Here is a 22623-nt window from a genome sequence, read left to right as displayed (position 1 = left end):
CTCCTTCGATTCGGTTATGCTCTCAACGCCTTCATCATAACGGGCATTCCTTGCTGTCGATAAGTGACTGAAGTGTACATTTTGTCATATGACCGGGATATGACGAAAGTAACTGTACGGGATCCTGGTTCACCGATATACTTATGGAATAAAAAAAACACCGCTTCCTTTGAAGAGGAAACGGTGCTGTTGAGAAGTTCATTTTCATTTAGTTTACAGCCTCCAAGGCATGCTTCAGCAGCAGGATGGCCTTGGTCCGGTCATTCGTCCCGATTTTCTCATAAATCACGCTGATGTAGTTTTTCACCGTCCCTTCGGTGATGTACAGCGTATCGGCAATTTCCCGGTTGTTCTTATGTGCCGTAATCAGCCTGGCGATCTCAAGCTCCCTCGGGGTCAGCCCATAATCGATTCCGGGCTGCCTGGGGGCTGCTGCTGTGCGCATACGGGCAGCAAACTTGGCCGCCAGCTTGGAGGGCAGCATCAGCTCGCCCCGAACCGCCTCTTTCAATGAGTGAATCAGTTTGTCGGATGAAAAATCTTTGAGCAGGTAGCCGGACGCTCCGCTGGCAAGACCCTCAATAATATAATCTTCATTGGTAAACGTCGTTAAAATCAGAACAATCGTCTCCGGGCTCGACTCCTTAATCAGCCGGGTCGCCGTAATCCCGTTCATCACCGGCATTTCGATGTCCATCAGCACAAGCTGCGGCCTCAAGCTCTTAGTAAGCTCATAGGCGGTTTGGCCGTTGTCGGTTGTCGCTACAACCTCTATATCGGTTTCCAGATTAAGGATGGTCTCAAGGCCTTCCCGCACAAGCGTCTGATCTTCTGCGATAAGTATCGTTAGTTTTGACATCATTGATCCTCCCTTCTACTTGGCAGTGTGAGCACTAATAGGCAGCCTGCACCTTCATTCGTGCCGATCCGGAAGGTTCCACCCCTTCGGCGGATCGTTTGCCGCATCATGGTCAGACCGAAACCAAGCCGATCCGATGCAAATGGCAAGCCGTTGTTCTCCAGTGTGAACCGGACCGCGCCGTCATCTTCCACCAGCTCGAACCGAAAATGCGTACACCGGCCATGCCTGATGCCGTTCGTGATGCCTTCCTGCAGTGCATGGCGGATCAGCTTTTCCGCTTCCGGCTCCAGACGGCCATCCGTGATTTCAATGATGTGCTCCAGTGTCACCTCAGCGTATTTTTCCGAATCTTCTATGATCTGCAGCAGGGAATCCTGGAACGAGGATGCGGCCGCTGCTTCCTCGCCCAGCATATGTACCGATTTCCTCATTTCATGGAGCCCTTTGCGAACCAATTCTGATGCTAGATTCAACTTGTCGACCGATTCAGGGGCGCTCGTGGATAACATTTTCAGACCGGCTTGAAGCTGAACGATGCTCGCCGTAAGAATATGCCCCACATGATCGTGGATTTCGCCGGCAATCCGGTTGCGCTCGGCGAGGACCGAGACTTCGGACATCGCTCTAGCCCGCTCCTCAAGCGAATGCTCCAGCTCAATCGTTCTTGCTTCAACCTCGCGCTCCAGGGTCTGGTTCCAGCGGACCAGCTGCAGATGCAATTCCAATCTTGCCAACAGCTCCTGTTTGTCGACCGGCTTCACAAGATAATCGTTGCCGCCATGCTCAAAGCCTGCAACGAGGTCGGTCATTTGACTCTTGGCGCTGAGGAAAATCACCGGCAGCTCACCGGAATTGTAATGCCGGCGTATCTCTTGGCCCACCTGAAGCCCCGAGACAAACGGCATCATCACATCCAGCAGAGCGATGTCCGGCTTGTAGCCGTTCCTGATCCATTCCACGGCTTCTTGCCCGCTTCCCGTTGACATAAGCGCATATTTCCCTCCGAGAAATTGCAGCAGCACCTGGACGTTGATCGGGTCGTCATCGACGATAAGCACTGAAGGCAGATGTGTCTGGGCTTCCGCGGGTTCCGCGGTTGTCCGGATCATGCTCCAATCCGTATGCCGATCCTGCACCACGGTGTCCTGTGAAGAGAGCGCCGTTCTCGGCTGTATCCGTGGTGTTTGCGGCATCGCCAGCGGAAGCGTAAAGCTGAACGTTGAGCCCTCGCCCAATTTGGACACCACTTCAATCTCGCCTTCATGCAGTTCAATCAGCTTCTTCGTAATGGACAGCCCAATACCGGTTCCGCCCTCCTGAGGACCGTTCATGGGATGGACCTGCTCAAACGATTCGAAAATGCGGGACAAGTCCGACTCAGCAATGCCGATTCCCGAATCCTTAATCTGAATTTTGGCTTGACCGTGCGACTTGCGTCCCGTGATCGCGACGGTTCCGGATTCTGTATAAGCAATGGCATTGCCAATCAAGTTATGCAATATTTGCTGAAGCCTGTTCTCGTCCGCTATTACATACAGATCGTCCGGCAGCTTATTTTCCATATGGAGTCCCTTGTTTACTGCCAGAGGCTTAAGGACTTGAAGGGTCAGGTCGACGGCAAGGCGCAAATCCACCGTCACTTTGTGCAAAGTAATCTCCTGGTGTTTGAGCTTGGAGAAATCCAGGATGTCGTTCACCAGATGGGCCAGCCGCTGCCCGCTGATTTTCATGAGCCGCAGCAGCTCGATCACGGGCAGAGGGAGTTTGCCGGAGCTTCCGTCGATCAGCGAATCTGCCAGTCCGATAATGCCGTGCAGCGGTGTCCGGAGTTCATGGGATGTTTTGGCCAAAAATTCATCTTTCAGCTTATCCAGCGTTAACAAGCGCTCCGATAAGCTCTCGACCTGGGAGAAGGCACGGGAAAATTTTTTGGATATAAGCAGGGATTGCATAAAAACAAAGCTAAGTACGCCAAATTGCAGCAGTGCCGGGGTATCGAGAATGCCTTTCCGGTTCAGCGTATCATTCAGTGCGGTCACGAAGATCAAACTAAACCCGAGGATGAGCAGCAGAGACCCTTCCTGGCGCTGACGGGCGATCCGGTAAGAAGCATAAATGGCGTACAGCACGAGGCCGATCGAATAAATCTCAAAGGGCAGCAGCGAATAATCGTAGATCCGTATATCCGTGGTAAGCACAAGCAAAGTCAAGATGAGGGTAAACATTTGGGTAACGCGTCGAACGGAACGCGACAAATATTGAGGAAACAAATAATAAATAAATGAGATCAAGAAAAATTCGCCCACGTAAACCGTTAAATAGGAGGCTTTGGCGAACCATTCCCACGAAAAACCGGGAAGGATCTCCAGAATGTATCTCGAACCGACCAGCATCGTTCGAAAGACGATGCACATGCAGAACAACCCGAAATACAGCGGGGTCACATCTTTTCGCCTGAATCCATACAAGAACAGATGGTAGATTCCCATGACAAGCAGCGCCCCGATGACCAGGCTGTCCTGAACCAGCTCTCCTGACCTCTCCTTCTGAAGCAGCTTGGCATCTCCCAGCTCGAGAGAATTGTTGATTCCTCCCTTGGGATAAGTGAAATTGGACACCTGGATCAGCAGTGTCAAGCTCCCTTCCGGGCTGGGTTTAACCGGTACGACGATGGAGGCACCATACTTTGGAGATGTGTTTTCGGGCGTCGTTCCGGGTTGTCCGGATGAAGCCTCCAGTTCGTCATTCACCCACAAAGCGTAAGAAGAATACATATTCCGCAGTTTAATGGCCACATCGTCCGACGGGTGAAGCCCGCGAATCACCATACGATACGTTGCATAGCCGTCCGGCGGAAGCGGTGATCCGTTCAGCCTGTGATTCGTCCAGTAGCCGGGGACTTCCACATATCCGCTGACCTCTGGTGACGTTGTGCTCTGCAAATCATCCGGCCAGAGGAGCTGCTTCCAGTAAAATTCCCAAGTCCCGTTCAGTTCGATCGATCCGTCGCTTCTAAAGTCCCATCCGGAGAGCTGCATTTCGCCGTTCTTCACAGTCAGTGAAGACGAAGCGGAGATTACCGCCGGATTCCAGGCTGCAGTGAAAACCAGCACAGCAAAAACGGCAGCCCTGATGCGGCGACGCCAACTCATGCACGAAACGAAGAGGCGTCCAAGTAAATTTCGTCGCCGAGTCTGGCGTTTCCAAGCAATGACAAACGATGCTTCGATGTGAAATCTCTAGGTTCGTAACTGTTAGGCGCTTTGGCGGAGGACAGCAGTTTGAGCCGGATATACGTTTCAGCTAACAATTTGCTGCAAAAAAAGTCGCGGAATGAAGATGTTATCCCGAACTTTCCCTCTATAATTTCCCAATACATTCTTTTCTTGTCGGGAAAAACTGCACCATGCACTTCTTCAATGAAGCGATCGAGCATAGCCTGCATCTCCGGTGTACGATCAGCTTGAAGCTGACGGATTGCGAAGATCGAGTCATAATGGTTCCCGACGTCCGTAGACAGGCGGTCACGAAGCTTAACGAGCTGAGGACCGGATTTCTTGACATGCAGCCAAGTATCCTCCAGATTATCCAGTGACGTGGATTCCCACAGCAGCGCTTCACCGTCCGGCGCCCGGACCACCATCGCCACGTGCGACCATGGACAATGCTCCAGCTCTTCGATCCGCTGACTGCCTTTGGCGACGCCGTGTGCCAGCAGAATATCCCCCGTTTGCAGCTTAGGTTCAATTTCTTGATAAGTAACCGTTAACAATTTCATCCAGACCCCCTGCCGGTATATGAAATACCTAATTTTTTCCTTCCATGTTTATAGTAAACCCAGCCTGACAATTGTCAATAACTTGATAGAACTGGGTGTTACCATTACTCCAGAAAGCTTCGCAGAGGACGTGAACACGCAGCAAAAAAGCCGCCTGCTAAAGGCGGCTACGTTGTCTGGATTAAACTCAGGTCATTTCCCGGATACGCCGTTCCGCATCACGGATTACGCGTGCCATATTCGCGGTCATCATGTTAACGGCTTGATCGAAACCGATGTATTCATATCCGTCTACCTCCGGCTTCGCCTGACCGCTGTATCGGTCAATAAACGTAGAGGTACAGGCCATTTCCTCTATCAGGGGGAGAGATTCCGTCTCCCATAAGAAAAGATGAAGGTTTTTGGCTCGGTTATACGGGAACACGCCTAAATCCTTGATTTGATCCGGTAGAATGTTAAGGCCGCTTTCTTCCCGGACTTCCCGGCATGCGGTCTGCTCCGGTGTCTCTCCCTCCTCTGGCATACCTTTTGGCAGATCGTAAAACGTATTGCCCGTGGAATGGCAGGCGAGGAATACGGTACGGTTCGTGATGATGACTCCGACGGATGTTGCAGGCATATCGGCATGTTCCTTTCCTGGCATGGATCATTTATTTTATCCATACGATGCTTCTGTATAAGTATCTATTCTTACCGTTTATGAGTGATTATTATCGTTTTTCAAATCCCCGCAAAGTTCATTCGCATTGAGTTCATCCAATCCGCAAGTACGCCCCTTGCCCGATGCAGCCTTGCCCTGACGGCGCCTTCCGAAATATCAAGGATTTCCGCGATTTGCTTGACCGACAGGTCCTGATAATAAAACAAATGCACAACCAGTCTTAGCGTATCGTTTAACCGGTCAACAGCCTCCTGCAGGTCGCTCGTTTGATGATCTGCACCATGAGCAGCGAGAGGGTAGTTCGTTTCGGGAAGCTCACCCATGACGATGGTTCGTCTTCGAAGCCGCAGCACTTGATTGCATTCGTTGATCAAAATCCGGATGATCCAAGTATTGAAAAATTCGGGCTTCTTCAACGTATTTAACGACTTATACGCATTAAGCAGCGTTTCCTGGATTGCATCCGCACAATCCTCGTCACGCTTCACAATAGACTTGGCCAAGCCGTACAGCCGTGATTCCAGTTGGCGTATAAGCATGACAAAAGTATCGAGATCGCCCTCTTGAGCTTTTTTGACTTCCACTACCATATCCAGCAAGTTGTTTTCTCTCCTTTTCAAGCACCATCATTGAGATGGACCGGCCGCATAAAGCGTGATTTGGATTTGACACAAATGTTGTAGGCCGATAAGATAATTGTAATGTGACCCATTAGTTTTTACAAGAACCTTATGGTCATTCCCGTAACCGCACATCGCGTTCGGAAACGTATCTGAGCTAGACATGAGTAGTGATTGAGCGCCAACGAAGGAGGCGGCACGAATGAGTGTGCTGAAGGAGAAAATTTTGGAGTCGGCAATCCGGCTTTTTGCAGAAAAAGGTTACCAGGCGACTTCCATACAGTATATCGCCGACGATTGCAGCATCGCCAAAGGCTCGCTGTACAAGCATTTCAGTTCGAAAGAGGAACTGTACATCAGCATATTGGAGAAGCGCCGGCAGGACATGATCGATGCTGTCGATCGAATCCGGAAAATGCAGCTGCCGACGAAAGAAACCTATCTGGAGGAGCTTGCCTATCAGTTCGATTTTTATGTGGAGCACGGGTACTATATTTCGCGTGACCATAACGAGCTGCCTCCGGTCAATAACGATAAAATCGAAAACGTTCTGAACGGAATGAGAAGGAGCATGTTCCTGTACTATCAAGATATTCTGCTCCGCCGGTACGGGCCTGGCATCGAGGAGTGGAAGTGGGATGCCACTGCAATGCTCAGCGGTCTAATTCGAGAGTATACCTTTCACCTGTTGTTCGGTTATTTGCCTATCGACAAAAAAAGATTAGCTGTGTTCATCGCTGAGCGGATGGACGATCTAATGGAGGGGTTGGCAAAAGGGCCGGCTCCCTCCCTGCTTACCGACGAGCTCATGGCGGAATATTCTCAAATCGATCTCAAGGGCCTGTTTGCATCCCGCGAAGGGAGAAAAGATGCGCTGATCCAAAAAATAGCGTCGATCATTCCGGATATCGCTGTACCGAACCAGAGAAAGAATGAACTGGCGGAGGTCGCCGCCATGCTTCGGGAAGAATCCGCGAAGGACCAGCCGAGACGTTTTCTGCAGCTTGCACTCCTTCGCGATTTAGAATCGGAAAGCGAACTTTCCTTTTATGCGAAGCAGCTTCTCCCCTTGATTTAAGCTATAAATTCAATAAATCTATATAAAAAAATCCATATCTTGAAACATTTTCATATTTAACGACGTCTAGTGCATGAATACCTAAACCATTTGGAACCAAGACACAGGAGGGAAACAACAAATGAAAAAATGGAGTTCTATCACCTTATCGGCCGCCGCCCTTTCGCTGCTGCTGTCTGCTGCCCCGATCTATGCGGCACCCCAATCCATGCCTGCTGAAGCGCAAATCGAAGCATCTTCCGTAAGCTTGGATCCTGCAGTTGAAGCTCAATTGACAAAAGTTCTGAACAAACTCTCAGGCAGCACCAAGATCGAATTTACGAGCGTGGATAAGGATGCAAACGGCCAGCCCCTGTTTATTTACGGAAGACTCAGCGGTCAAATCGATGCCGAGTTTAACCAGCAGTATAATCCGGCAAAGAAACGGGTGGAATCGACCAGCATCATCTATAAATCTTCGAATACCAATGCGGTTATCGGTGCAGCCCTGGCCAATAAAACGGCTGCCTTCTTGAAAACCTATGACACGGATCACAAGTTCAAAACAGAAGCCATCTGGCGTGTTTACTCCCCTTACCAGGATAATGCTCCCCGAAATTATTGGGTTCTCTGGGGGAACAACCAGAGCCTGTACATCGATCTGGATCAAGGGAACCAAATATCGGCCAGCATGACTTATTCATTAGCCTCCGTCAAAGCACAGCTTGCCAATAAAGCGAATCAGTCCCTGAAGACGCTGGGCATCAGCCTCACCAAACCGTTCGAATATGTGCTGCGCGAAAAAACTGGGGACAAGAAATTTGTCTGGAACTTCCGGGACGATGAGGATAACAATCACGTCGTCATCGGGGCAAAAACCGGTAAGGTCTGGGAGGTCCAAAATTTACTCGGCCAGGATTGGACGAGCGACCAAGACTTCGCCAAATCCTTTGCCAAGCCCGTTCTCAGCAAAAACCAGGCCCTTTCCGCGATCAAGCCCAAAGCCAAAGCTGTGTTCGGAATTCAAATGAAAGGCTACTCGGTGCAGATCAAGAAGAACGAATACATTTTTACAAAGAAAGGCGCAGCCACCATTACCGGTAAGATTAATAAAAAAGGAAAGTTTTATTTCCTCCAGATGACACCGGTGAACGGCATTAGAAACTGATCTCCGGCAGGAGCCTTAGGGCTCCTTTTTTGCTGCCAGAGAACGGAAGAGCCCGAACGGAACATGCTCAGGTCAAAATATCCTAACAGGGACGTCCATCCCCCTTACCTGTTCGGCGCAATCCGCCGCGCACACTGATGACCGATCCACACGACAGGCAGCACGGTAGCAGCACCAACGGGGATGCTCCAGACGAGGTCTGAGCCATATACCAAGCCTGCATCCAGCAGGCGGTAAAATAAGTACATTGAATACGGAAGTGTAACCAGCACCGCGGTCACCACGCCAGGCGTATATCTCCGAAGGTATATACTCTGCCCCACATGCGTAAATACATGGATAAGCATAATCGTATTAAAGCCTGTAAACAGAAGCATCCAACGATGCTCGGCGGCCAAGTATGTAAAAGGGATGAATAAGATAAACTCGAAAAATACGGGTACGGCAAACTGGGAACCGGTGATATTAGAAAAATCTTTGAGAATCCGCCCCGCTCCCTTAGGGACGATCCGGCTGAGCTGATCATAATTTCGCCTCATCCAGCCTTCCACCGTAATGATTTCTTCAAAATCGTGAATCATAAATGCAGCAAGAAACAACCAAATGAGCGAATTGATGCTCACTGCTTCGTTGATAGCTTCTAACATGCAAGCTTCTCCCCCGTTTCTGCCAAAATCTCGCTAAATATATTATCGGGCTAGGCGGGAAAATGCTCAAGCATCGCATCGTCTTCCAAGCCTCCGATGTGAAGGGCAATGCTAAACAGCCGCCCTTTCGGGCGGCTGTTCGCGCATACTCGCTCTATTCGCTTGTATTTGCTGTTTGATCGTTTTTAAGCCTACAGTTGTGCAGCGATTTTATATGCCGTTTGCTCGCCGTTAGCAATACAATCCGGAATGCCGACGCCATAATAGGAACATCCGGCCAGATAGATGTTCGGGAACCGCTCGGCCATTTTCTGTTCAAGCTCCTTGACGATGCTGTGGTGCTTGATATGATAATTTGGCATCACGTTATGCCACTTCGTGACCTCGTGGGTGACCGGCTCGCCGGTAATCCCCAGGCTCTTACGGATATCTTCCAGCGCAACGTTCAGCAGCTCTCTCTCGCTTAACTGAACTAGCTCATCGTAGCGTGGATTGCTGCTTTTGTAAAAGAGTCTGACGAGCAGCTTACGTTCACGGGAGGTATGCTCCCACTTCCGGCTTGTCCATGTGCAGGCATTGCACGTAATGTCGCTGCCATCGGCCGTAATAAAGCCCGTGCCGTCTGCGGGCAGCTCGGCATCCGGAAGATCGAAACCGACGTAAACGCTGATCATGGAGCTGTTCTTCAGCTGGTTGAATTCCTGGTCCAATACCGGATCCGCAAGCAGCTGCTGTGCCGCATAGTGCATCGTGCCGAGCACCACATAGTCAGCATCAATCACGCGGCCGTCTGCCAGCGTCACCGCATAACGGCTTCCATCCTTGGCCACAGATTCGGCCCGTACCCCCTTCACGATCTCCGTTCCGGTCAGCTGCTGCTCTAAGGCATCAATCAACGCTGAAACACCGTTTTGGAAGGACATGAACTTTTTTTGCCCGCCGCTTTGAAATTTTGCGCGATTTTCGGACAGCCCTTTGATCAGGCTTCCGTATTCGTTTTTATAATCGATCAAGTAAGGCAGCGTTGATGCGATCGTCAAATCGCTCAGTTTGCCTGAATAAACGCCTGACAAGACGGGCGCGATCTGCTTCTCCACGAACTCCTTTCCAAGAAAGGCTTCCAGAAACGCACCGACCGAATCATTTTTTGTGAAATGCTCGTTGGGGGTATACAGGTCTTTCAGGGCTTCCACCTTGCCCTCCGCGGATACCAGCTCAGTTGTGGCAAGCGATTCAATACTGGTCGGAATCCCAAAGACGGCATCCTTCGGTATCTGCTTCAGCCTGCCGTCCGTATAGATGTAGGAAATACCCGTCGCATTATAGACGACCTGATCCGCCAGGTTCAGTTCCTGAATCAGCGGAGCCACATTCGTTTTCCGGGTCACGATCGAATCGGCGCCGGATTCCATCGTAAAACCGCCGTCGTATACGGTCCGCATTTTTCCGCCCAGCGTCTGTTCCGCTTCAACGAGAATGATGTTCGCCGGCTCCGTCTGCCCGCTGTATTGATTTAAGGTCCGGCGCAAATAATACGCGGCCGACAACCCCGTAATCCCCCCGCCGATAATGACGACTGTTTTCAAGACGCTTCACTCCTGCTTCCAAGATGACTGCATGTTCAACCTTCCCGTAAATTATAACATAGTGCTTCGTACCCGGACTTCCTCATTCGTGACGTTAATCGTACAAAAAAACCGCGGAATCCCGCGGAGATGTTCGCCTGCTTCATATTATTTATGCTTAGCCTTCTTCTTAAAACGGTCACGTTCCGTATCAATATCGCCGTCCTTTTGATTGCTCTGAACGACCCCGTAAGCGACATAACTGAGCATCCCCATAAAGAGGCCGGTGCCCACAACGATATAAATCATCGTAAAAATTTTGCCGAGTCCCGTCTTGGGCATGAAGTCCGGATGACCTACCGTACTCAGCGTCGTGATACAGAAATACAGCGCGTCTATGACAGCTAAGTTTTCTTCCGTAGTATAAAAAATCGTGCCAGAAACAAGCAGCAGAACAATTAAGACAAAGAAAACCTGGAAATTTTTCAGTTTAAACGCATGAAACAGTCCGGTCAGCAGCCGTTTCAAGGTCAAGACAAAGGATATCATGGTTGTTCCGCCTTGTCATAGATATTGGTAAATGAGTCCGCGTTCGAGTGGTGATTCTCCCTTAATATTCCCCTTTTTCCATCCAATAAACCGTGACTTGAGCACGAACTTTGGAGTAGCGTTTTTTACTTTGGCTTAACCTAACGCAGGAGATTTTCACGACCATGGGTCCGGAAAATCATTTATAATGAAATAGACCTAAACAGAGAAGGCTCGAAGGAAGGGAGTTATGTTATGAAACATTTAGCTGTGTATTGCGGATCAAGTTACGGTGCGTCACCGGCGTATCGGGAAGCGGCAGTCGAGCTGGGCAAAGAAATGGTACGCCGCGGGTTAACCCTGGTTTATGGGGGATCCAGCGTAGGGATCATGGGCGTACTGGCCGATACGGTCATTGCTGAAGGCGGGCAGACCATCGGCGTCATTCCACAGGTGCTGGTAGACCGGGAAATTTCGCATCAAGGGTTGACCGAGCTTCATGTGGTCGGTACGATGCATGACCGGAAGTTTAAAATGGCGGAGCTCGCCGACGCATTCCTCGTGCTTCCGGGAGGACCGGGCACGATGGAGGAGTTTTTCGAGGCGTTCACATGGGCCCAGATCGGCATTCACCGCAAGCCCATTGGCATGTTGAACGTGAATCGTTATTACGATCCGATGATCTCCCTGTTTGAGCATATGGTACGGGAACAGTTCATGCAGCCGCAGTACCAATCCATGGCTATCATTGAGCCAAATGTGTCTGTATTGCTGGACATGATGAGTAAATATGAAGCCCCTGCCGTTAAAAGTTACGTTAAATAAGCCTTAACATACAGACAGCCGCAGTCCGGAGACTGCGGCTGTTGTTCAAGTGGCAACCCGGGTAATGGACCCCAGGCTCGATCACGTAAAATGACTAGTATCGTCTTTGGTTAAGCGGGGTATCCACTTTGCTTTGGAGATGTGCCAAGCGGACCATAATCGTCGCCGCTTCAGCCTTGGTGACCGGCTTTGCCGGGTCGAATTTGCCCCCCGCGGCGTCCATCAGTCCGAGCTTCAGCATAAGCGCAACAGCGCCTTTGTCCTGGATCGCATTCGCGTCGGAGAGGGACAACGCCTGTGCATCCTGCTGGAAGAACTTGGACAGGCGGTTGTAATGCAGAGCCGTGGTCAGGCTGGTGGCCACCGCTTCACGGGTCAGCTTCTGCTCCGGATGCAGCTCCGAGGATTTCACGTCTTTCAGCCAGCCTTTATCCATGAACAGCTGTACCGCTCCCGCGATCGGACTGTCGGCTGGAACGTCGGTGAAGACTGGTTGATACTGGCCCCCATAATAGCCTTGATCCGGGTAAACCCCTTTTGCCATCATTTGGATCCAGTCCCCCAAAGTCAGCTCCGCATCGGGATGGAGCAAGCCATCTTCACCAGGCGACAACACGCGGTATTCGAGCAGCGTCGCCAAATCCTTGCTTGAGGCGTGGGTTGCCGCATCGCTCGGAAGCGCAGCGCTCTTGTCCTTGTTCGAAACAGGCAGCAGACTTAATGCTTCGGTTTTCCCTGTAACCCCATCGATATATCCTACGTTCCGGTCTCCGTTCAGCGTTGGAACATACGCCAATCGAACAGCCGGTTCCACGTACGTGTTATCCACTGTGTAACCGCCGCTGCTGATGTACCGAAGCTCCACGCTGAGATCGTCCAGCAGACGCTGCTGTGCGTCTTTCGCATCAACTTTTGCTGTCAGGGTATCTAACGCTTTGATATCCTTATCCGACAGGTAGGTATCCGCATTGTAGCTTAGCAGCTTGCCGCTGCCGTCAATGGAGACGCTCACAGTCATTCCGTTAACAGGCAAGTCCTTGTAGAAACGCTGGAACACGAATTGATATACCGTGCCCGATGCCGGATTCAATGTTTTGGCATCTGACAGCTTCAAAACTTCGGCGGCATTCGGATAATGGGCCAGCACCAGCTCAATGGCTTTCGCTTGTGCCTGGGCTTCTGTCACGGACGGAGCGGTAGCTTTGGCCGGTTCGGCATCCGGATACTGGAACTGATGGTAGCTCAGCAGCTGCCCTGTGTCGGCGTCCACATACGCGTACTTGCTGTCATCCCGGTATATCCCGGCAGTTCTTTTGTTCCAGTTCAAGCTCCAAGCTTGCTTACCGGTGCCGCCCCAATAATTGCCGAGATTGGATTGGATCTGGTAATCCGGGCCCGGGGCAATGCCTTGAAGCCGCTGCAGCACTTCGTCCGAAGTCAGCTGCCCGCCTTTGTTCGGGGTGAACAATTTACCGGAAGCCTTTAATGCAGTATAGCTAACCGCTTGGCTTGGGCCTTCCAAATCCTTGCCAAAAATAGTATCGATCCGCTTCCCTGAATTGGCATCCATCGGCTCCAATGTACGGTCTGGAACATAGCCGATCTTCCATTCCCGGTTGGCGGACGTATCGTACAGCGAGGTGGACGGTATGTATGCCAGCGTTACGGACAAGCCCTGCTCAAGCCTCTTCTCCGCATCTTCCTTGCTGATGGTGGCTTTCGCCGCAGGATAATCCCCCTGGTTAGTATTGCGGTTAAAGCGGACGATATTTCCGTTGCCGTCCACGTCCAGGCTCACTGACTCATTGTCGGCAGGAATCCCATTGACGTCAATCGTGTAAGAAAATGAATACTGAACCGGTCCGAACAACGCCTTGTTGGATGAATAGAGGTTCTGGTTTGACGGTTTCATCGTACCTGCTTTAATAGAAGGAGCCGCTTTGGGTATAAACGCCTCGGCGATTTTCTGAGCTTCCTGCTCGGAAACCGCCGGCGGGTAATAGGCTGTGTTGGAATCGTCTAACGGGTACATATATGGATAACTATAACTGAGAATATCTCCTGTAATCGCATCCACTTCGGTACTGAAGCCCATCGAGTGGTTCCCCTGTTGAATCGTCCAATTCTGCTCCCATACCTTCTTCGTGTTGGATGGGTACACGTTCTGCTCACCATAGGTTACTCCGTTCAGCTTTGCATCCTTCAATTCAGGAAACAAAGACCTGATACGCGATTCCGCTTGGGCTTTCGTAATTTTGGCGTCAGCCGGATTGAGTCCCTTCGAGGCTGTGGAGCCGCTGTCCTGGGACGCTGAAACTACGGAATCCTTCACAACGGAAGTCCCGCTGACTGTGTCTGCTGATGCCAACAAGGGCACCTGCAGCAGACTGAGTCCAAGTGTGCCTGCAAGCACTTTTTTGGCTACAGATGTGTTTCTTAAGCTCCTCTCCTTTGCCTGATTTTTTGGCATGCCCGCGGCATGTTGTTGTTCGTCCATCCTTCTTCCTCCCTGTTATACCAATATAAACCATTTTGATTATAACATGGGACGTTAGAGAATTGGCCTCCAATTTGGATTTTCCAGGAAAATTTTTGTGCCACAGCATCTTGTGCTAAACAGAAAGACCGTTTATGCTATAATCAGTTGAACCCCGGAAGCTTTGATTTGCCGTGAAGTTAGACACCGGTTCCCGGGCGAACATGATAACGATGGAGGAATCTACAGATGAAAAGACTGAAGATGATCGATTCCGGGAAGCCGCAAAAGGTTTCCAGCGATCCGGTTCTCGGGGGGCGTAAATCCTGGAGCCGCAAACCGATGACACAGGTAGTCAGCAATAAGAAAGCAGAACAGCGCCGATCGTGGTGCCGAAAAGGCACGAACGACGGCGCTTTTTTAATGGGAAATCAGAAAGTATACATTTAGCGGATGGATCGAACCATTCGGGATGAAGCGGGATTAATAAGCCGTCCAGCCGGCGTCCGCTGTAATGACCGTACCGTTTACAAAGCTGGAATCGTCCGAGGCGAGGAACAAAGCGACCTTCGCGATTTCATCCGGCTTGCCGGTTCTTGGATTCACGCCCATGCCGGCCATCGCTTGCTGCACGCCAAGCGCGTTCATATCCATACTAGGCGTATCGGACATAATGTTGGTCTCCACACCGCCCGGGGCGATCGCGTTGCAGCGAATGCCGAGCTTCGCGTACTGGTAGCCGACATTTTTGGTCAAACCAATCACGGCATGCTTGGACGCCGTATAAGCTGCCCCTGCCCGGGAGCCAAACAAACCGCCGACGGATGCCGTATTGACGATGACGCCTTTTCCCTGCTTGACCATAATTGGAAGCGCTTTGCGGATCGCCCGCATCGGGCCTGTCGTATTGACGGCGAAGACACGCTCCCACAGTTCGTCGGTCACTTCGGCCGCTGCCACCATTTTATCCATAATTCCCGCATTGTTGACCAGCACGTCCAGCGATCCGTACTGATTCACTGCGGTATCGATCATGTTCTGCACATCTTCTTCCTTGGCAACATTCGCGATGACCCCAACTGCGGTACCGCCCTGCTGCTGAATTTCCGCAACGACTTGGTCAAGAGAGGCCTGGGAGATATCAGCGAGAACCAGTTTGGCGCCTTCCTTAGCGAATAAAAGAGCCATTTCCTTTCCCATTCCTGATCCGGCACCTGTAATAACCGTTACTTTGTCTTGTAGCTTCATGACCAACCTACCTCCAGCCTTTGAATTAGACAACACATTGTCTATAATCATTATAGCGCCCGTCCAATTTGGCGATCAAACGTCAATCTGGCCGAAAATGTCTATTTTACAGCGTTTTCAATAACATCTGGAGGATATTAGACATATGAACAAACGAGTCACCTACACCCAGCACTATCTATCCGAGGCTTTAATCAGCCTTATGGCAGAAAAGGACTACGCTTCGATCACCATCCGCAACATTGTGGAAAAAGCGGGCGTGAACCGTTCGACCTTCTATCTTCATTATTACGACAAGGATGACCTGCTGAACCAAACCGCATCCGGCGTTCTTACGGCGCTTCGCAGCGCGATGCGCAATCCTTCCTATACCCATGAGTCGGCCAGGAAGGATTATGAGGAATCCGGTAAACCGATTTCTTCAGCCGTGGCCTTGTTTGAGCATATCCGTCAGCATGCGGCATTCTACACCATCATGATGAATGTCAAGAATTTCCCTGTCCAGCTGGACCAGGTGATCAAGAGCGAACTGCTCGCTTTCACCACAGACGCGCTCCAGGCTTCCTTCTCCTCCGGCGGGATGATGGGGCTCATCTACTATTGGCTGAACCATCAAATGCAAGAGACGGCTGAGGAGATGGCCCTATGGCTTACGCGTGCCGCGCTGTATCCGCTGAATCGGCCGGAGGCGTAACCCGCAGGACCGACCTTTTTCCCCTTCTGCACCCTTCTCAACGCATGCTAGCCGAACTTGATCACGAACCTATGAATCCAGTTTCTATATTCCATTTGCAGGGCTGCCGTGACTCTCAAGCGTCTAATGAATATGATGTCACTGGTCAAAGGTAGCTAAGTGGATCGTGAGCAGCGCCCCCCGACTTAAGTCCAGTTTGAGACTGGTCCACGGGCCGTTTTGTTTGAACGCATGAAAGCATACACTGTTACTATAGCAGGTTCATTACATAAGCTTACCCACTTATAACATAAGCAAACTTTTTTATAGAAACGAGGGCCGCTCTCTAGCGAAGCCCGAAATTAATCTAGGTAGAAGGTGAACAATCGTGCAAAAGAAGCGTGTACTCATATTATCCGAGGGATTCGGCAGCGGTCATACCCAGGCGGGTTATGCGCTGGCTGCTGGCATGAAGGAAATTCAACCCAATGTGCATACCAAGGTGATCGAGCTTGGCTCTTTTCTGAATCCTACCGTAGCTCCATGGATCTTGTCGGCCTACCGTCTCACGGTAAGCACCAATCCGGCCCTTGTCGGCATGCTTTATCGAAAACAGCATGACAAACCGCTGAAGCGTCTGACCGCTTTGGCGCTCCATAAATTGTTCTACAATCATACGGCTGATGTGATCCGTCAGCTGAGACCCGACCTCATCGTCTGCACCCATCCGATCCCCAGCGCAATCATCGGACGGCTGAAGGCTTCCGGACTGGACGTTCCGCTCTGCACGGTCATTACCGATTACGACGCACACGGCTCCTGGATGAACCGTCAGGTGGACCAGTTCCTCGTATCGACGGAATCCGTCCGCCGGATTTTGTTGAAACGCGGGGTTCATCCAAACAGCGTGAACGTAACCGGCATCCCGGTCCATCCGACGTTTTGGACGAAGGAAGATAAAGCGGCGGTAAGGCGGAAGCTGAAGCTGAAAAACATGCCGACGGTCTTCATTATGGGCGGCGGCTGGGGATTGGTCGCAAACAAGGAGCTGTTCTACCAGCTCGCCCAGTGGAAGGACCGCGTACAGCTCGTGTTCTGTGTCGGGAATAACCAGAAGCTGCTAACCAAATTAAAGAGCTCGCCTGCATTCTCGCATCCAAATATCGTTGTGATCGGGCAGACGAAGGAAGTCAGCAAATGGATGGATGCCTCCGACCTGCTCATTACAAAGCCGGGCGGGATGACCTGCACCGAAGCGATGGCCAAAGGGCTGCCCATGCTGTTCTGTGAGTCCATTCCGGGCCAAGAGGAGAAAAACTGCGAATATTTTGTCAGCGGCGGCTATGGGGAAGTCCTGAGCCCGCTTGTCCTGGACCGGTGGCTGCATGCCATCAGCACCGGCGGTACGGCTACAGCACCTCACGGCTTCCGCATGAGCCCGTACCATTCCGTTCCACGCGAGGTTTACCGGCCGGAGCGGTGCGCGGAGGAGCTCGTAGAACTGCTGAACGCACGCACGGCCGGTTCAAGACCGGCGGAGCTGCGGCGCAGTCTCTGGGCCAGCATGTAACGCTGATCCGTGCTTACGATCATGAGAAAAACATCTATCGACGTACCTTCAATGAAGACAGACCGCGTTTAGCTGAAGTTTTTCTTGCGAGATCAGGAAGCAGAAGCTCCGAAACTTATACTTTCTGATCTCTTAAACAAAGAAGGAATGCGCTCATCAGCGCATTCCTTCTTTTTGCATTGTACGGGTGAACCAGTCCCCTGGCCCTTCCCATTCCTAAATTTTATACGGATTGATGCTTTTTCACTTGTACATCTTCCGCCGCTGCCTGGACATGCTCCTGGTCTCTCTGAATCCGTTCCTCGACCAGCTGTACCGCCTGCTCAACCGACCCGATGGCAAGTACCGGTTCCTGATGGAAAGCTTCCCCGTAAGCCTCGGTGGTATGCGCATATCTCGGATCGTAATAGTATTCCAGCAGCAGTCTCACGGCTGCTCCATAATTTCCTTGCTGCATGCTGAATTCGATTTCCTGGGCGATCGGCGTATGGATCCGCGACTTGATCTTTGAGAAAGCAAGCAGGCTTTCCGCAGGATACTCCCACGGGCGGTAATCGTCCAAAATGTGTTTCACCCGCAGCTCCACCGGAGCTTCGAGCACGATATGCCGCCCCATCTCTTTCTTCTGGACCAGAAATTCAGGCAGGACCACCTTTCCGATCCGCTTGCTCTCCGCCTCAAGCAGAATGTACGGAGAATCCTGATATCGGATCAGGGACTCCACCAGCAGGGCATCGAAGGTCTTTTGGTTGCTGCTCTTCAGGCCAATCTCGCCGAAAATGGAACCGCGGTGCCCCGCCATCCCTTCAAGATCAACGACCGGGTAGCCCTTCTCCTGCAGTTCCCGGAGAATCAAGGTTTTCCCCGTTCCGGTGTTGCCATGGATCACGTACACGTCCGGAGCAAAATCCATGCTCTGAAGCGTGTCGACCACCCATTTCCGGTAAGTCCGGTAGCCGCCCTCAAGCCGGTGCACATGAATGCCCATCAGGGACAGCACTGTCGCCGTCGTACGGCTCCGCATGCCGCCGCGCCAACAGAATACCGCCTTATTCCCTTGAATTTCAGCAAATTGCTTTACGAAGGAAGGCAGCTTCGCGGACACAATCTCGAGGCCCCGCTCCTTCGCAGCCTGGGTGCTCACCTGCTTGTACAGCGTGCCGATCTCCGCCCGCTCTTCATCATTGAAGAAAGGGATGTTGATGCTTCCCGGAATCGTCGATTCCGCATACTCGGACGGGGACCGGACATCGATGACGGTGATTTCATTTTTTGCTCTCAGTTCATTAAGCTTCTCGATCTGTATATCCTGAAACATGATACAGCTCCTTACTCAATCACAATTTGCCCGCTATGTTGTGCGGTAACCTCACCTATAAGTTTCGCTTCCACGCCGGCATCCACCAGCTCCTGAAGCAGACGCTCCGCTTCATCCGGCCCTACAGAAATGAGCAAGCCGCCGGAGGTAACCGCGTCGCACAAAATGTACCGGTCCGTCTCGTCCATCTCTTCCGGGAAAATCACATGGTCCTGCACATGCGCATAGTTATTTTTTGATCCGCCTGGAACCAGTCCCTGCTCCGCAAGCTCACGAACCCGCGGCAGGACGGGAACATCCTGCTTGCGAATCCGGATTTCCACCCCGCTGCCTTTGGCCATCTCAAGCGAGTGGCCCATTAAGCCAAACCCGGTGACATCGGTGCAGGCATGGACATCATAGCCGTCCATAATTTCTGCCGCTTTCTTGTTCAGCGTCGACATGACTTCCGTCACCCGCCGGATTTCTTCCGGGGTGAGCTGATCTTTCTTGATCGAAGTAGTCATGATGCCCACGCCGATCGGCTTGGTCAGGATGAGCTTGTCTCCGGGCCGAGCTCCCGCGTTGCTTCTTACTTTATCAGGATGCACCAGTCCGGTGACCGATAAACCGAATTTCGGCTCTTTGTCGTCAATCGAATGTCCGCCAACGAGCGTGGCGCCCGCTTCCTTGACTTTATCCCCCGCTCCGCGGAGAATTTCGGTCAGCACGCGTTTATCCAGCGTGGATATCGGGAAGGCGACGATATTGAGCACCGTCAGCGGTTTTCCGCCCATCGCATAAATATCGCTTAACGCATTCGCCGCGGCGATTTGACCAAAAGAATACGGATCGTCCACGATCGGCGTGAAGAAATCAAGCGTCTGTACAAGCGCCAAATCGTCATTCAGCTTGTATACGCCGGCGTCATCGCTCGTATCGAGCCCAACCAGCAGATTCGGATCATGCACTGCCGGCGGCAAGCCGCGAAGCACCTGGCTCAGATCGGCAGGGCCGATTTTGCAGCCGCATCCGCCCTTGCTGGAATAAGATGTTAATTTAATATTCAAATCGGAATCCATAATCATGACACAACCCTTCTATATTCATCATTGGCATCAGCCTGATATTTTGTTAAACCCGCAAATTCCATCGTACACATCGCTGAAAAAAAACGCAAATAAGCCTTGCCCTGGTGCGATACAGCTTCCATTTGGACAAACCCAACAAAGAACAGCAGAATGTCATGATCAGAAGCATAAACTGGGCTTCCTTCATAACTTTCTGCTGTTTATTGCAGCCTGCTTTATTTGGATACCGGAACCGCGCTTCCAAAATACTGCTCGAGCGTGATATCCTTCTTCGTCACGTCTTCGGCAATGTCTTTGCCGACGTAGCGAATATGCCACGGCTCGTATTTGTAGCCGGTAATCGATTCTTTTCCTTCCGGATAACGGATGATAAAGCCATATTCGTAAGCATGGTCAGCCAGCCATTTCGCTTCCTTCGTGCCTGCAAAGCAGCTCTCCGCGGCGCATTTGCCGTCGGTTCCTGACACGTCAATGCTCAGACCGGTTTGATGCTCGCTGTGGCCTGGTCGCGCGCTGTAGGTATCGGCTGCTTTGACGCCGTCCCGATCCACATAGTTGTTATATAATGTCGTCTGGCGGGACTCGGAGCGGTATCCCGATACGCCGGCCAAGTAAACGCCGTCCTGCTTGGCCGCGTCAAACAGCTCTTTCAGAGCGTATGCGGCCACTTTGCGCATTTTACGCTTGTCTATTTTTTCCGAAAACGTGAATGCTACGTCAGGATAGACGAGGTCCGGTGGAACGTAACCTTCCGGCAAACGATACGTTTTATTGACCAGTACCGTATCGCTTGTCGGATTGGATACGACATGCTCAACGTCGTACGTATTGACAAATTCACTGTTGTCCGATGTTCCGCCAGCTGGTTCGTCCGATCCATTCCCTGCATCCTGGCCTGAATTGCCGCCGGTTGCAGCGGAATCCTTGCCATCATCCGTTTGTCCGGCATTCTGGCCGGTCGTGCCGTCACCGGCGCCTCCCGTGGCATCGCTGCCGGTACCGCTCGTGCCTTCCGTATCCGATGTGCTGCCGTTATCCGATGCAGTATCTCCGTCTCCGCTGGTGCCTTCAGGATCTACTGTACCGCCATTATCGCTTTGGTCTCCGCCGCCCTGGGCGAGAGCCGGAGGATTCTGTACGGTCGCCTCATCCTTGGCCGTTCCTCTGCTGTTCGCAAAATAGATCAGCGCGCCGCCGACAATGATAACCGCGACGATCAATGTTGCCCATTTTCGCATGTGTTCACCTCAAATAATACCGCGTGATTCAAGACCACGGCTTTCTATCAATCTATAAATCTATCATACCCGGATCTATTATACGACATATTGGAGGAAGATACGACAAAAAAAGCCCCGATCTTTTCGATCAGGACTCATCCAACGCTAAAATATGTACGCTTCTTTGGTGAAAGGTATTATTCGGAACCTTTCAGCCGTTTTTGCATAAAGACAAGCTCGTGGGCCAGCCGCTCAATCCGCTCCAACACGTTCGGATCCGTAATCTCTTTATATTCGTTAAAATGATCATCATGGACGTAGACATAGCCTGGCGCCACATAAGAACGGAAAAATCCCGCGATCGGCTTCAGCTGGTTCTCAATCACCAGATAATGCTGGTACGTTCCGCCTGTGGCGACGAATCCTACGACCTTTTGCTGCAGCGCCGTGACCGGAATCAGGTCGAACAGGTTTTTCAGCACGCCGGACATCGACGCCTGATAGATCGGTGTGCCGATCAAGCAAAAATCGCTGGAAATGACCGCATCGATCACTTTTTTCGTGTCGCCTGTATATGCCGATGGATCGCGTCCGTCACAGAACTGCACATCGTAATCTTTCATATCGAGCAGCTCCGTCTCCACATCGGGATACTGCTTCTTGACCTCTTCCAGCACTTTGTTCACCACAAGAGCCGTCTTGCTGCCGATGATCGCGCCAGATATTCCAACCAGCTTCATGATGTTAACTCCTTTTCTGTTTGTAGTTTCCTTAATATTCGACTTCGCCTTCATCCGTATTGACGAAAAAGAATGCAGTCATCGCAAGCCGCTCCATCATTTGCTGGCGCAGCATTTCATCCTCAATAACCTCTTCCATGGCCTGCTGCATGCAGCCGATCCAGGCTTCCGCGCGCTTTGGCGTGATGGCAAACGGAAGATGCCTAGCCCGCATGCGGGGATGGCCCATCTGCATCGTGTATAATTGAGGTCCTCCGAAATACTGGGTCAAAAACATTTCCTGCTTCTTCATGACAGGCAATATATTCTCCGGAAACAGCGGAGCAAGCAGCGGGTGCTCCACCACTTTGGGATAAAAGGCTTCCACCAGCGCCTTCATCGTGTCTGCGCCGCCCATTTGCTCATAAAAAGACGTCGGGCGCGCTTCCCGATTCCCCTGATCCGCCCGTTGTCCGGGATCCTGATTCATATTCGAGTCCAATGGGGAATTGAACCTCCCTTCACGGGTGTGAGCCCCTAATTAGTAAACATAAACGTATACTAATTATTATAATTGAGCGTTCTCTTTGTCAATACTTGTTCCGTAAATATTCTTTA

Annotated in this window: 21 protein-coding genes; 6 read left to right on the top strand and 15 right to left on the bottom strand. The window is 51.4% G+C overall.

Going from position 1 to position 22623, the window contains the following annotated elements:
- Positions 1-208 precede the first annotated feature (208 nt).
- The 5 genes from ABID47_RS05365 to ABID47_RS05345 form a co-directional block, all read right to left on the bottom strand.
- Positions 209-859, bottom strand: a complete 651-nt coding sequence (locus ABID47_RS05365) for a response regulator transcription factor (RefSeq protein ID WP_354495168.1) — start codon at positions 857-859, stop codon at positions 209-211.
- Positions 859-3975: an ATP-binding protein gene (locus tag ABID47_RS05360; RefSeq protein WP_354495167.1), complete on the bottom strand. Its 3117-nt coding sequence runs from the start codon at positions 3973-3975 to the stop codon at positions 859-861. The genes ABID47_RS05365 and ABID47_RS05360 overlap by 1 nt, the downstream gene beginning before the upstream one ends.
- A 35-nt stretch (positions 3976-4010) precedes the next feature.
- Positions 4011-4640 carry a hypothetical protein gene (locus tag ABID47_RS05355; RefSeq protein WP_354495166.1) on the bottom strand — a complete coding sequence of 210 codons (630 nt, stop codon included), beginning with the start codon at positions 4638-4640 and terminating at the stop codon, positions 4011-4013.
- A gap of 187 nt (positions 4641-4827) precedes the next feature.
- On the bottom strand, positions 4828-5259 hold the full coding sequence (locus ABID47_RS05350; protein WP_354495165.1) for an NUDIX domain-containing protein: 432 nt from the start codon (positions 5257-5259) through the stop codon (positions 4828-4830).
- Between the two features lie 101 nt (positions 5260-5360).
- The gene (locus ABID47_RS05345) at positions 5361-5891 is read right to left on the bottom strand and encodes a sigma-70 family RNA polymerase sigma factor (RefSeq protein ID WP_354495728.1); all 531 of its coding nucleotides are present in this window, start codon (positions 5889-5891) and stop codon (positions 5361-5363) included.
- A gap of 232 nt (positions 5892-6123) precedes the next feature.
- Between ABID47_RS05345 and ABID47_RS05340 the strand changes: the two genes are divergently transcribed.
- The gene (locus tag ABID47_RS05340; RefSeq protein WP_354495164.1) at positions 6124-6999 is read left to right on the top strand and encodes a TetR/AcrR family transcriptional regulator; all 876 of its coding nucleotides are present in this window, start codon (positions 6124-6126) and stop codon (positions 6997-6999) included.
- A gap of 121 nt (positions 7000-7120) precedes the next feature.
- Entirely contained in the window at positions 7121-8146 is a 1026-nt protein-coding gene (locus tag ABID47_RS05335) for a hypothetical protein (protein WP_354495163.1), read from the top strand.
- A gap of 104 nt (positions 8147-8250) precedes the next feature.
- Here the strand turns inward: ABID47_RS05335 and ABID47_RS05330 are convergent, their stop codons facing one another.
- The 3 genes from ABID47_RS05330 to ABID47_RS05320 form a co-directional block, all read right to left on the bottom strand.
- Positions 8251-8793 carry an HXXEE domain-containing protein gene (locus tag ABID47_RS05330; RefSeq protein WP_354495162.1) on the bottom strand — a complete coding sequence of 181 codons (543 nt, stop codon included), beginning with the start codon at positions 8791-8793 and terminating at the stop codon, positions 8251-8253.
- A 191-nt stretch (positions 8794-8984) separates the two neighbouring features.
- A complete protein-coding gene (locus ABID47_RS05325; RefSeq protein WP_354495161.1) occupies positions 8985-10379 on the bottom strand; it encodes a protoporphyrinogen oxidase in 1395 nt (464 codons plus the stop codon).
- Positions 10380-10526: 147 nt separating this feature from the next.
- On the bottom strand, positions 10527-10907 hold the full coding sequence (locus ABID47_RS05320; protein ID WP_116230033.1) for a potassium channel family protein: 381 nt from the start codon (positions 10905-10907) through the stop codon (positions 10527-10529).
- Positions 10908-11141: 234 nt separating this feature from the next.
- On the opposite strand from ABID47_RS05320, the gene ABID47_RS05315 reads away from it, so the two are divergent.
- Positions 11142-11711, top strand: a complete 570-nt coding sequence (locus ABID47_RS05315; RefSeq protein WP_089547749.1) for an LOG family protein — start codon at positions 11142-11144, stop codon at positions 11709-11711.
- A 94-nt stretch (positions 11712-11805) separates the two neighbouring features.
- On the opposite strand, the gene ABID47_RS05310 is transcribed toward ABID47_RS05315, so the two are convergent.
- Positions 11806-14208, bottom strand: a complete 2403-nt coding sequence (locus ABID47_RS05310) for a YcdB/YcdC domain-containing protein (RefSeq protein ID WP_354495160.1) — start codon at positions 14206-14208, stop codon at positions 11806-11808.
- A gap of 228 nt (positions 14209-14436) precedes the next feature.
- Between ABID47_RS05310 and ABID47_RS05305 the strand changes: the two genes are divergently transcribed.
- The gene (locus ABID47_RS05305) at positions 14437-14637 is read left to right on the top strand and encodes a hypothetical protein (RefSeq protein WP_354495159.1); all 201 of its coding nucleotides are present in this window, start codon (positions 14437-14439) and stop codon (positions 14635-14637) included.
- A gap of 33 nt (positions 14638-14670) precedes the next feature.
- Here the strand turns inward: ABID47_RS05305 and ABID47_RS05300 are convergent, their stop codons facing one another.
- Entirely contained in the window at positions 14671-15435 is a 765-nt protein-coding gene (locus ABID47_RS05300; protein ID WP_076164369.1) for an SDR family oxidoreductase, read from the bottom strand.
- A gap of 145 nt (positions 15436-15580) precedes the next feature.
- Between ABID47_RS05300 and ABID47_RS05295 the strand changes: the two genes are divergently transcribed.
- Complete coding sequence (locus tag ABID47_RS05295; RefSeq protein WP_354495158.1) at positions 15581-16129, top strand: TetR/AcrR family transcriptional regulator; 549 nt, start codon at positions 15581-15583, stop codon at positions 16127-16129.
- A gap of 367 nt (positions 16130-16496) precedes the next feature.
- Positions 16497-17678, top strand: a complete 1182-nt coding sequence (locus ABID47_RS05290) for an MGDG synthase family glycosyltransferase (protein WP_354495157.1) — start codon at positions 16497-16499, stop codon at positions 17676-17678.
- 223 nt (positions 17679-17901) lie between these two features.
- Here ABID47_RS05290 and mnmH read toward each other — a convergent pair whose 3' ends face one another.
- From mnmH to ABID47_RS05265, 5 genes are all read right to left on the bottom strand, one after another.
- The gene (mnmH, locus tag ABID47_RS05285) at positions 17902-18996 is read right to left on the bottom strand and encodes a tRNA 2-selenouridine(34) synthase MnmH (RefSeq protein ID WP_354495156.1); all 1095 of its coding nucleotides are present in this window, start codon (positions 18994-18996) and stop codon (positions 17902-17904) included.
- Positions 18997-19007: 11 nt separating this feature from the next.
- Complete coding sequence (selD, locus tag ABID47_RS05280) at positions 19008-20057, bottom strand: selenide, water dikinase SelD (protein WP_435530598.1); 1050 nt, start codon at positions 20055-20057, stop codon at positions 19008-19010.
- A gap of 224 nt (positions 20058-20281) precedes the next feature.
- Positions 20282-21304: a M15 family metallopeptidase gene (locus ABID47_RS05275; RefSeq protein WP_354495154.1), complete on the bottom strand. Its 1023-nt coding sequence runs from the start codon at positions 21302-21304 to the stop codon at positions 20282-20284.
- A 179-nt stretch (positions 21305-21483) separates the two neighbouring features.
- Entirely contained in the window at positions 21484-22026 is a 543-nt protein-coding gene (locus tag ABID47_RS05270; protein ID WP_089547757.1) for an NADPH-dependent FMN reductase, read from the bottom strand.
- A gap of 31 nt (positions 22027-22057) precedes the next feature.
- Positions 22058-22423, bottom strand: coding sequence for a globin domain-containing protein (locus tag ABID47_RS05265; protein ID WP_234489955.1), 366 nt, complete (start codon positions 22421-22423; stop codon positions 22058-22060).
- Positions 22424-22623: the final 200 nt, after the last annotated feature.

The organism is Paenibacillus favisporus, assembly GCF_040545415.1.
Taxonomy (GTDB): domain Bacteria; phylum Bacillota; class Bacilli; order Paenibacillales; family Paenibacillaceae; genus Paenibacillus_AQ; species Paenibacillus_AQ favisporus.
Note: the sequence above shows the minus strand (reverse complement) of the source record. Positions and strands in the feature narration are given on the sequence as shown.